This window comes from Nostoc flagelliforme FACHB-838 (genome assembly GCF_014698065.1).
Classification (GTDB): Bacteria; Cyanobacteriota; Cyanobacteriia; order Cyanobacteriales; family Nostocaceae; genus Nostoc; species Nostoc flagelliforme_B.
Window position 1 is genome coordinate 1 of sequence record NZ_JACJSI010000195.1, and the last position, 11,013, is coordinate 11,013.

The window sequence follows — 11,013 nt, forward strand, 5'->3', positions numbered from 1 at the left end:
CTCAATGCCCGAATGTTAGCCCGAATCACAGGCGTAGACGCTTCTATGATTCAAACCAATACTCAATGCTACTGGGAGCAAATAGCACAAGGCATAGTCCAGATGGTGGAACTGCCTTGGAAAGTCTATAAGCATTCTTCCCCTACAACCACAATGATTGCTTCTGCTGTGCGCCGTGCCATTGCCGAAAATGGTTGTTCTATTGGTGCTGTGTTTATTGATTACTTGCAGCAGATTCCTCTGGAGTCAGGCGGGAACATGGCTTTTGAAGTCGGCAAGATTACCCGCCAGATTCGGGATATTGCCAAGTCTCACAAAATTCCTGTTTTCTTAGGCTGTCAAATCAATCGGGGCAATCAAACAACGGCTGATAAACGTCCTAATCGTCATTTACTCCGCAACTCTGGTGAAATCTTCGAGGTTTGCGACCAGTTAATTATGCTTTACCGCGATGCTGTTTACACAAAAGACTCAAGCGATCACACTATTGAGTTGATTGTTGAGAAAAACCGCCTTTACGGTAAGCTCGGCACTGCGACGATGTTGTGTGATTTATCCACATCGAAATTTTTGAACTTGGCCAGGTAAGCGGCATGGGATGGACTTAATTAATTTGGTGTACTGTTAACTTCCCATAATGCCACAAAGATGATTTCCTAACTCTTCCTCATAGAACCAATGAAAGCGCTATCCGTCCGTCAGACTTGGGCATGGGCAATCAATCATTTATGCATCTCAAAAATATTGAAAATCGAGAGCCATCACCAAAATTAGATGTCTGCAAAAATTTTGATAACACAAAAATAAAACCAATACTTCCAGATGATACACCGATCGCTGTAGTACTTTTCGCGGGTGGCGGCGGGATTGAAACGGGGATGGTGCAAGCCGGGATTCGCCCAGTCATTGCAGTGGAGTTCAACCCAAGCAAACCAGAACTGAGCAAGGCGATCGCCAAAACCCATCACCACAACTTTAGCGAGTATGGCTGTAGAATAATCCAACTAACAGTCCAAGAAGTAGCACAGTCAGGATTTCTAGGTTTTCCGCGCTGCCCCGATTACCTCCATGCCTCCCCGGTGTGCGCCAACGCAAGCCTTGCCCACACAGCTAAAGCGGGTAAGGGTGGCGAAACTACCGATGACCTGACGGCTGCGATCACAGTTGCAGAAGCCATCCGACAGTTGCAGCCACTGGTGTTTACGCTGGAGAATGTGCCGCGCTATCAGAACAGTCAAAGTTTCAGTATTATTCTGTCAGCTTTGGAACAAGAGGGGTACTTGGTTACTTACAGCGTGGTCAACATGGACAAATTCGGACTACCCCAAGCGCGTCGGCGGGTAGTTCTGATTGCAAGTAGAGGGTTTCGCGTTGCCCTATCTTCGGGAACTACACTTTGTGGTTGGTACGAGGTGATCGCCCATCTAATCCCCAGCATGATCGATTCCCAACTACTCCCCTAACAACGGCAAGCGGTAGAAAAATTTCTGACGGCTAACGAACCAACGCCATTGCTACTAGAGAGAGTTGGGGGGCGCAACGGAATGAAGTATAAGCCTGGGCATCTACCCTGTAACACCATTCTGTGATCGCACTTCACCGATCACAAAGGTTGCAACCGTAGTAAGTTCGCTGATATCTGGTTGCCGGATGGTACGGTCAAATCCTTGTCTATTAAAGGGGCTGCAATCTTGCAAGGGTTTCCCAGTTGGTACGAGTTTCCCAACGAGACTGCTACGGCGGGGTCAATTATCGGCTATTTTGTGCCACCCAGTTTTGCAACACAACTATTTATATCTGCACAGAGCAAATTATTCGGAGTGACTGTATGACTAACCTTGTCCACGACTTAGAACAGTGCTGGCAACTGTTGCGTGAGCATCTCTTGGCAAATGCTTGAGGATTTGTAATTTTACATCCATTGCCCTACTTACCTTTCAGGGTTTTCTTTTTTTATTCTCTTATTCAGAATACTGGGAAAGTGACAGAAGCTGTTTACGGACGCGCTCGCTTCCGTTATGGATGGAAGAAACAAAATTAAGATGCACCGAAAAAAATTACACTTTTATTGTGTCCTGACAGTTAAGACCGATCCCCCAATGGTGCAAAATCGCCCGTACAGAAGCTTGGTTCTGGGTTGAGACGGTTATAAGATTGGTGAAATGGTTGCTGCCATTATCCCGTTTAGGAGACTGTATTCATCCGTCAACCCAGGTCAGGGCACACCTCCAATTGCTAGTATGACTCCGCATTCGTGAGGAAGCCTTTGATGATGAAAACACCAAAGTCCAAATCTCATTTCCATCAACCAAGAACAAATGAAACTTCTGACTTAAGACCAATCAACCCAAATGCAGCGGGTATTAATATCGGTTCAGAATTTCACTGGGTAAGTATCCCAAAAGATCAAGCATCTGTGAGTGTCAGGCGTTTTGGCTGTTACACTACTGACTTGTATGCTCTTGCTGATTGGTTGGCCGAATGTGGAGTGAAAACTGTAGCAATGGAATCAACGGGGGTGTATTGGATTGCATTGTTTCAAATCTTGGAGACTAGAGGCTTTGAGGTCAAACTTGTCAACGCCCATCACGTCAAAACTTTACCCGGACGTAAAACTGATATTTTAGACTGTCAATGGCTGCAACAGTTGCACAGTTACGGATTGTTGTCTGGTTCTTTTCGTCCAGAAGATCAGATTTGTGTATTGCGAAGTTATATCCGCCACCGAGATAGTCTCATCAAAAGTGCTTGTGTTCACATTCAACGGATGCAAAAAGCTTTAACTCAGATGAACATGCAACTGCATAGAGTTGTCAGCGATATCACTGGTATTACTGGGATGGCAATTATTCGAGCGATCGCCGCTGGAGAAAGAGACCCACAAATTTTGGCAGCTAAAAAGCATTACCGCGCTAAACGCTCCCAAGCAGAAATTGCCGCCGCACTGAATGGGAATTACCGCAATGAGCATGTTTTTGTACTCCAACAAGAACTACAGCTCTACGATGTTTATCAAACTCACATAGCAGCTTGCGATCGCCAAATACAGGAGTGCTTGGCTCAATTTAGCAACAAAGTTAATTTGAATGAATCTCCGCTTCCGATACCATTGCACCCCCGCCATAAACCCCAAGGCAATGAACCTGCTTTTGATTTACGTACCCATCTTTACCGAATTAGTGGTGTGGACTTCACGGTCATTGATGGTCTTGGTATCCTAACAGTGCAAACCATTATTTCGGAGGTCGGTTTAGATCCTACCCGATTCCCAACTGTTAAACACTTTACTTCCTGGCTTAGTCTTTGCCCTTGTAATCGCATCACTGGTGGTAAAATTAAAAGTTCTAAAACTCGCCTTGTTGTCAACCCGGCTACCAATGCTTTCCGAATGGCTGCACAAACAGCAGGCAAGAGCAATTCTGCCGAGTCGTGCTTTTTACCGTCGTTTACGTTCTCGCCTGGGTACACCCAAAGCTATCACTGCTACTGCTCATAAGTTAGCACGAATTTTCTACCGACTTTGGACATCTGGAGGTGACTATCAAGATCCTGGCATAGATTATTATGAACAACGTTACTAATACCAATTTAATGTGAAGTTACATATATCTTGATCCCCCTAAATCCCCCTTAAAAAGGGGGACTTTGATATTATGATAGATGTTTTTCCGGTTCCCCCGTTGTTAAGGGGAGCCAGCGCGGTCTTGGGGGTTTCCCCCATGAGCGACTGGCGTGGGCTAGGGGGGATCGAATTATATGCAACTTCATAAAAAATTGGTATAAGAACGAGTCGTCAATAACCTCCAGAAAAAAGCTCTAGCTTTAGGTTTTGAGCTTGTTCCCCAGCCCAAAGCAAATACGGTTTCTTAGGAAAGGGTTATTAGTCATTTTGGCAGTTTTTGACTCTTCTTTTTTCAGGCTTTGTGAGAAATCCAGGTTTCATCCTTGAAGGTTTATTCTATGCATCTTCATAGAAAATTGGTATCAAAGTCTTATTTTATCGTACAGACTAGCTAATTTAGGATGATTGCATTTAGGGACTACAGCCTAGCCACACAAAGGCTTTCACTGTTTTCAAAGATGTCTATTAGCTAATATAGGATGAGTACATTTAGGGACTATAGCCTAGTCACATAAAGGTTTTGATTATTTTCGGAGATGTCCACTGAAATTGGGATGCTCCCAGTTAGCTGAAATATGACAAGAGTCATATAAATTCATTACCTTAGTCAATTGTTTTAAGATTACTTCCTCGGATACTCTAATTTTAGAGATGTTTTAAAAGTCCCGGAAGGTATAATTTTGCTGTTCTGGACTGGGTTAAGTACAACGAAAAATAAAAGTTTTAGTCATGTACTGAAGTCCTTCATGGTGCTAACTATGAGAGCAAAAGACCCTTTTAAAATATCCTTTTAATCTTAACCCCAGGATTTTATTTTTCCCATTAGGAAGAGGATGACTATGCTAATGCAATTTACGGTCAATGTAAAAAAGTACCCGCTAGCATGGTACTACGTCATTTCAGTCTTCATTGTAATTCTAATTATTCCAGTTTTTTTATTGACAGGTGCTGATGTTGCTGTAGATCAAGCACTTCAAAAAACTGGTATTCAATTTAATACTGATTTAGTAACTGCATTTCGGGTAGTATCAGCAGAACCAGGAGCATTTTTTGGAGTTCTCCTTGCAATATTACAAGTAGCTGCACCAGATATTGCAGTATTTATAGTTGCTAGTATTGCATACGGACAAAAAGGTTTATTAGATCTGAAAAATCGGTTTCGTTTTTGGCATCAAGGTATGAGCTGGCAGTATGGATTGAAAATTTGGGTAATTTGTATATTAGTTTTTAGCTTGATGAATCTGGCTTCTGCTGGCTTAAATAAGTTGCTACTTGCTGAACAGTATTTTGTCTGGGATATCAACTTCTTCTCGATTAATTTTTGGATCGGTTTAGTTATTGCTATGTTTTTAGATGCTGGAGGTTTATTTGAAGAAAATGGTTGGCGAGGATTTGCTTTACCTTTATTACAAAAACGCTTTCGACCTGTCCAAGCATCGATAGTACTAGGATTCTTTTGGTCTATGTGGCATATTCCAGTGAAAATTAATTTAGCATTTGATTATGGGATAATAAATTTTTTATCTATGTTTTTTATCCTTACCTGCAAATTTATCTTGATTTCAATAATTATGACTTACTTCTTTAATAAAATTGGACAGTGTACCATAATAGCTATTGCTATGCACGGGTTATCAAATGATTCGCTCAGACTGGGAGGTAAAGTTTTATCTGAAAGTTTTATCGATCAACAAATTACTGAAATAAATTTAGTGATGCCAATGCTTGTAGTTACTATGTTTTTAATTAAGCAAACAAAAGGGAAACTTGGTTTAATTTCAGTAGATACTAGTTTGCCAGAAGTTTCTATTAGATAAATTGACTTGCTACTAGGTTCGATTTGTAGCAAGATACCAAAGTTATGTTTTTTCTAGCTAATTTTCTATCTACACAATTTCTCTTTGCCAGCACTCATTACATAAATCGACAACATTGTTCTCCTCAGTCCAGTGTTTTTCAACTAAATATTCGTCGCCTAATAGTTTTTAGCCTTTTAAGTTCTTGCGTTGCTTGCAGTTCTATTCAACCAAATAATCAGGTTTCTAGAGAAACTCCAATTCAGGCTGTTAGTAATACAAGTCTGGTGGCAGCTCTAGGAAAGTTGATTCCAGAAGGTGATGTGATTAGAATTTCAGTTGTGAATGCTCAAGACAGTCGTGTAAACCAAATCCTTGTGCAGGAGGGAGGCTATGTAAAAGCCAATCAGGTAATAGCGATTCTTCAAGGACAAAACCTTGCAGAGCAGGAACTTAGAGATGCACAAGCTAATGTGAAAATTAAGCGATCGCAACTACTCAAAATTCAGCAAGGTGATGCCAAAGTGGGAGAAATCGCTGCTCAGGGTGACACTATTACTGAGTTGCAAGCTCGGCTACGAACTGAAACTATGCAAAGAAAAGCTGCGATCGCAGAAGTGAGTGCCTCGCTCGATAATGCTAAGTTGAAGTATCAACGCTACACAGCATTGGCTAGTGCCGGAGCCATTACACGTTCTGACCTTGACGATGCAAGAGCCGAATTTAGAAAGGCTTTAGCAACCCTCAACCAAAATCAAGCTGCATTAGCGAATACTACCTCAACTTTGCCAGCACAAATTGCCAAAGAGGAATCCAATCTCAGGAAATTACAAGAAGTACGTCCTGTTGATGTGCAAATTGGCAAAGCAGAACTAGATCAAGCCTTGATTCAGGTAGAACAGAAAAAGGCTGAATTAGAAGATAAGCAGGTGCGAGTACCTGTTGCAGGTCAAATTTTAAAAATTAACACCCGTGTCGGTGAACAAGTGAACGTTCAACAAGGAATTGCAGAATTAGGACAGACTCGTCAAATGTATGTAATTGCAGAAGTTTACGAAACCGATATCTTCAAAGTGAAACTAGGACAAAAAGCAATAATTGTCAGTGAATATGGAGGATTTCAAGGTGAAATCCAAGGAAAGGTAAGTCAAATTGGTCTGCAAATTGGTAAAACTCGTCTTGAGCAAGATGAAAATAAACCGACAACAGATGTGAATAACCGAGTAGTAGAAGTAAAAGTTCGTCTTGACCCCAAGGATAGCCGCAAAGTTGCTACGTTTACAGGAATGCGAGTCAGGGTGAAGATAGGCACTGAGTTGAATAGCAATAGTTCAGGGGTTAGTTAAATGTTACAGTACTTCTCAATTGAGGTTCCTCTGGCGTGGTCGCAGTTATTTCACCAGAAAATTCGTCTTGCTGTTGCTACTACCGGTGTTTGCTTTGCCAATATTTTAATGTTTACTCAGCTAGGAATTCAAGCTACTTTATCACAGGGAACTACCCGGCTACATGAAAGCATCGCTGGGGATTTGCTCTTAATCTCCTCATTTAGTCCCTCTTTAGAATCTCAGCTATCTTTTCCTCGCGCTTACCTGATTCAAGCACATGCAGTAAAAGGTGTTGCTTCTGCCAGACCACTCTATATCAGTTCAACTAATTGGGTAAATCCCCAGGAGCTATCACAGCATCACTCTCTAGCCAAAACCGATAAAACAACAGAAACAGAAGAAAATCCCTTCGGTAATCAAGTAAGAATTATTGCCTTTAATCCTGTTCAACCAGTTTTGAATTTACCAGAAGTCAATCAACAAATACAAAAGTTGAATTCACCAGATACAGTACTGTTTGATCGCCTCTCCCAACCGTCGCTAGGAGCTATCCCAGAACTACTTGTCCAGCAACCAGAAGTGACAACAATTATGGGCAATCGTCGTACTTATGTGAAAGGGCTCTTTAGTATGGGGAGTACTCTAGATTTACAAGGAAATATGATCGTTAGTGACTTAAGTTATGCTCAGAATTATGCCCAAAATGGGCAAAACAGCCTTGATAAAGTCACAATTGGCGTACTTAGTGTTCAACCTGAAGCCACTATCACTACTGTACAAAAAAGGTTGCGAAATAGTCTGCCAAAAGAAATGAGTGTGTATACTCACGAGGAATTTATTCAACAAGAACTTCAGTATCAAGCTTCTAAACCAGAAGGAATTGTGCTGGCATTCGGTACAATTGTGGGTTTTGTTGTGGGAGTGATCGTTGTTTATCAAGTTTTATATGTAGATGTCAGCGAACACCTGTCAGAATATGCCACCCTTAAGGCTATGGGTTATAGCGATCACTCTTTACTACAAGTTGTGCTTCAAGAGGCGATTATTCTAGCCGTACTTGGGTTTTTACCAAGTCTGATTGCTTCTGTAGGAATTTATCAATTACTGGCTATACTCACAAGAATTCCGTTGACCATGCAGTTGAGTGTGGTAGTAAAGATATTCTTTTTTACCCTAATTATGTGTAGTTTTTCTGGGGTAATTACCTTCGGTAAACTACTATCTGCCGATCCAGCCGATGTATTTTAAGTCAGTGGGCTAAATGAAATCTAAAAATCACTCTCCATCTGATGGGCGTGTAATTTTAAAATAACCTCTTAAGGAGTTTATTTGTGGATAAATGATTAGCAAATAAAGTATTGGGGAGTCTATGCAACCTACAGTTTCTGCGCTTAATCTTAACTATGCTTTTGGTCAAGGAAATTTACTCAAACCCATACTGACCAATATCAATTTTGATATTTATCCGGGAGAGATTGTTATTTTAATGGGCCCCTCTGGTAGTGGTAAGACTACTTTATTAACCTTGATCGGTGGATTACGCTCCGTGCAAGAAGGTAGTTTAAAAATACTAAATCAAGAACTCCACGGTGCTAGTAAAAGACAACTTACCACAGTTAGGAAACAGATTGGCTTTATCTTTCAGTACCATAACCTGCTGAAATGCCTCACTGTCTATGGAAATGTCCAAATGTCGCTCAAACTGCACTCTGAAATACCCAAATGCGAGTATCGACCACGAGCGATCGCTTTACTAGAAGCAGTGGGACTAGCAGACCGAGTAGATTATTATCCAGAGAAATTATCAGGGGGACAAAAGCAACGAGTTGCAATCGCCCGTGCCCTTGTCGCTCAACCTAAATTATTGTTAGCAGACGAACCCACATCTTCATTAGACAGTAAAAGTGGCCGAGATGTTGTTGATATCATCCAACGCCTAGCTAAAGAAGAAGGCTGTTCTGTTCTGTTGGTCACTCATGACAATCGCATTTTAGATATTGCTGATCGTATTCTTCAGATGGAAGATGGTCAGTTACTCAATACTCTTGCTCAACTTCCTCACCCAATGGAGAGGCTGGCGAGACCGTAAAGCATAAAGCGTTGACCTGGAGAAGCGCTGTCACCACGGCGCAAATGATGCTGTACACGCTTTTTACTGAAACCATAACGCATTAGCAACGAAGTTGCTGCTTTGTTAAAACCTGGCACAAACACCTGGAGTTTATCAGAGAACGATAGATTTAATGCAGTAGCTAACAATGCCTCAGCAACCTCCGGGGTACTAGCAGCCCACGGGCCAAGAGTAGAAGCTTGAGCAAAAAGATAGCCAGTGATTTGACCAGCTACATTGCGAGCCAAGAAAGCACGTTTTGGAATCTCGGCTAAAAAGGTGGCAAAAACTGCCTGACGTTCAGCACCAAATATCTGAGCATCAAAGATTGTTAGTCCCGAAAGTTCCGCAGCACACAATTGGCTCACACACTTGTAAGAACACAAGCTTTTAGGGTAATCAAGTTGCTCGAAAACCAGTGTTGGCTCATCCTCGATAAATCCAAGCTTGGTGTAAAGTTTAGCCCCCATTTCAGTTGCATCCAACAGCATCAAATGACAACCACGCCCATCAAGCCAGTCTAGTAAATGCCCTATTAACCTTTTGCCAATACCCTGACGTTGAAATGCTGGGTCAACAGCCATCATTCCAATGTAGGCAAATGCACCATAGTCCACTGCTCCAACCATTCCCACGAGGGCATTGTCACTTTCAGCAACCAACCAGCCATCTGGCTGTAGAATTAAATATCTTCTCAGCTCAGACTTAAAACTATTTGGTTCGCTATAAGCTGCCATCAAAATCGGCTCAATCTGGTCAAGATCGGATGCAATGAGATTACGAATATTCGAGATCATGGTTTAGCTCATAAGTGGTAACTATTTTGGAATTTAGTTAAAGAGTTTGGAACTGAAAAATTTGAACGTTTGGAAATTTTAGATTGGTATCATCTCAAGGAAAATCTTTATAAAATTGGTGGTTCTTTAAAGCGTCTAAAAGCTGCTGAGAGTTTATTGTGGCAAGGTCGGACAGGGCGGCCGCATCATGTCAATAAGCAAAGTATATTTTCAATAGAGTTAAAACTAATGTCATTAACGCTTGCTTATTGCCAAAGTTTTAGGCATCGCTTTGGGGCTTAAAAAATAATCAAACGCAAAATCCTGATTTTTTCGTTAGTTTTTAACTCTAGTTATGATCAAGAGTAATTTAGATGCGTTTGCCTTGCAAGGTCGGATAGAGCTAATTCAGGCTTTATTTAATAATTGCCGACGCAAACTAGTTTTGAAGTTTATCGCTTATCTTGAAAAACATCACACTCGCATTATTAACTACAGCTATTACCAAGCTGAACAACTGTGTTCTATTGGTTCTGGATCTGTCTAATCTGCTATTAAACAGATTGGAGCAAGGATTAAAATCTCTGGCATACAGTGGAATATTGAAAGTGTCAACCAAATTATTTCTGAACGCTTAAGCTTATCTAAATGGTTTGCTTACTATTTGAGTCTTTATGCCAAAACTGGATGCTCCCGTAACACTGCTATCTAGTGAAAATAATTTGGAAGTAGTAGGACAAGCAAGCAATGGTGAAGAAGCTATTGCTTTGAGAAAGAAACTGCAACCCAATATTATTTTGATGTATGTAAGAATGCCCCTTTGTGATGGGGTAGTTGCTACTCAAGAAATTATTCTACGTTACCCTTGGATAAAAATTCTAGTTCTAACTACATTTGATGATGAGTACATATGGCATTCATTACGAGCAGAAGCATTAGGTTATCTACTTAAACATACCGCAATTGAACAGATTGTTATAGCAATACGCTCACTGTATTTGGGATATAGCCAACTGGGACTAACCATCGCACCGAAAGTTTTTACTCAGTTACAATCGGGTATTTCATCCTTAGAGGTTGATTATAAAAACTTGCTTAGTAAGCGGGAAATAGATGTTTTAAAACTTCTGGGTCAAGGAAAGAATAACCGAGAAATTGCTAAAGAACTACATTTAACTGAAGGAACTGTCAGAAATTATGTCTCGTGTATCTTTACCCGGATTTCTCACGAAGCTGGAGAAAAGAGGAGTCAAAAACTGCCAAAATATCTATTGCACATGAATTCCAGCAGTTTTAAGCATGACCCCTCAGAAAACAGATTGTATACCGGAACAGTTCAAATTTAAACCTGTATTGTCATGTCCAGTCGTGGTTAATTTCA

The 11,013-nt window shown here is 41.0% G+C and carries 11 protein-coding genes and 2 pseudogenes; 11 read left to right on the forward strand and 2 right to left on the reverse strand.

What is annotated here, in order from left to right; translation table 11 throughout:
• Both H6G97_RS36760 and H6G97_RS36765 read left to right on the forward strand, forming a co-directional pair.
• Nucleotides 1-588 (forward strand): DnaB helicase C-terminal domain-containing protein (locus tag H6G97_RS36760; protein ID WP_242055787.1); only part of this gene is annotated, 588 nt, incomplete at its 5' end.
• 122 nt (nt 589-710) lie between these two features.
• Nucleotides 711-1,463, forward strand: coding sequence for a DNA cytosine methyltransferase (locus tag H6G97_RS36765; protein WP_242055788.1), 753 nt, complete (start codon nt 711-713; stop codon nt 1,461-1,463).
• A 102-nt stretch (nt 1,464-1,565) separates the two neighbouring features.
• Here the strand turns inward: H6G97_RS36765 and H6G97_RS55000 are convergent, their stop codons facing one another.
• Nucleotides 1,566-1,697, reverse strand: a complete 132-nt coding sequence (locus H6G97_RS55000) for a hypothetical protein (RefSeq protein WP_277883388.1) — start codon at nt 1,695-1,697, stop codon at nt 1,566-1,568.
• 11 nt (nt 1,698-1,708) lie between these two features.
• Here H6G97_RS55000 and H6G97_RS53540 point away from each other — a divergent pair, with 11 nt between their 5' ends.
• The 6 genes from H6G97_RS53540 to H6G97_RS36790 all read left to right on the forward strand — a co-directional run bounded on the left by H6G97_RS53540 (nt 1,709) and on the right by H6G97_RS36790 (nt 8,835).
• Nucleotides 1,709-1,900 (forward strand): hypothetical protein, encoded by a 192-nt coding sequence (locus tag H6G97_RS53540; protein ID WP_242055789.1) that lies wholly within the window; start codon nt 1,709-1,711, stop codon nt 1,898-1,900.
• Between the two features lie 369 nt (nt 1,901-2,269).
• Nucleotides 2,270-3,496, forward strand: a complete 1,227-nt coding sequence (locus H6G97_RS36770; protein ID WP_242055791.1) for an IS110 family RNA-guided transposase — start codon at nt 2,270-2,272, stop codon at nt 3,494-3,496.
• A 1,064-nt stretch (nt 3,497-4,560) separates the two neighbouring features.
• Complete coding sequence (locus H6G97_RS36775; RefSeq protein WP_242055792.1) at nt 4,561-5,439, forward strand: CPBP family intramembrane glutamic endopeptidase; 879 nt, start codon at nt 4,561-4,563, stop codon at nt 5,437-5,439.
• A 44-nt stretch (nt 5,440-5,483) separates the two neighbouring features.
• Complete coding sequence (locus tag H6G97_RS36780; RefSeq protein WP_190945625.1) at nt 5,484-6,764, forward strand: HlyD family efflux transporter periplasmic adaptor subunit; 1,281 nt, start codon at nt 5,484-5,486, stop codon at nt 6,762-6,764.
• Entirely contained in the window at nt 6,765-7,994 is a 1,230-nt protein-coding gene (gene devC, locus H6G97_RS36785) for an ABC transporter permease DevC (RefSeq protein ID WP_190945626.1), read from the forward strand.
• A 121-nt stretch (nt 7,995-8,115) separates the two neighbouring features.
• A complete protein-coding gene (locus H6G97_RS36790; protein ID WP_190945629.1) occupies nt 8,116-8,835 on the forward strand; it encodes a DevA family ABC transporter ATP-binding protein in 720 nt (239 codons plus the stop codon).
• On the opposite strand, the gene H6G97_RS36795 is transcribed toward H6G97_RS36790, so the two are convergent.
• A complete protein-coding gene (locus tag H6G97_RS36795) occupies nt 8,805-9,653 on the reverse strand; it encodes a GNAT family N-acetyltransferase (protein WP_190945631.1) in 849 nt (282 codons plus the stop codon). The two genes, H6G97_RS36790 and H6G97_RS36795, sit on opposite strands and share 31 nt — an antisense overlap.
• 27 nt (nt 9,654-9,680) lie before the next feature.
• Here H6G97_RS36795 and H6G97_RS36800 point away from each other — a divergent pair.
• The 3 genes and pseudogenes from H6G97_RS36800 to H6G97_RS36810 all read left to right on the forward strand — a co-directional run.
• Nucleotides 9,681-9,821, forward strand: a pseudogene (locus H6G97_RS36800) (ISKra4 family transposase); the annotation flags it as partial.
• 217 nt (nt 9,822-10,038) lie between these two features.
• Nucleotides 10,039-10,300: pseudogene (locus tag H6G97_RS36805) on the forward strand (ISKra4 family transposase); the annotation flags it as partial.
• Between the two features lie 6 nt (nt 10,301-10,306).
• Nucleotides 10,307-10,978, forward strand: a complete 672-nt coding sequence (locus H6G97_RS36810; protein WP_190945633.1) for a response regulator transcription factor — start codon at nt 10,307-10,309, stop codon at nt 10,976-10,978.
• The last annotated feature ends 35 nt before the right edge of the window (nt 10,979-11,013 follow it).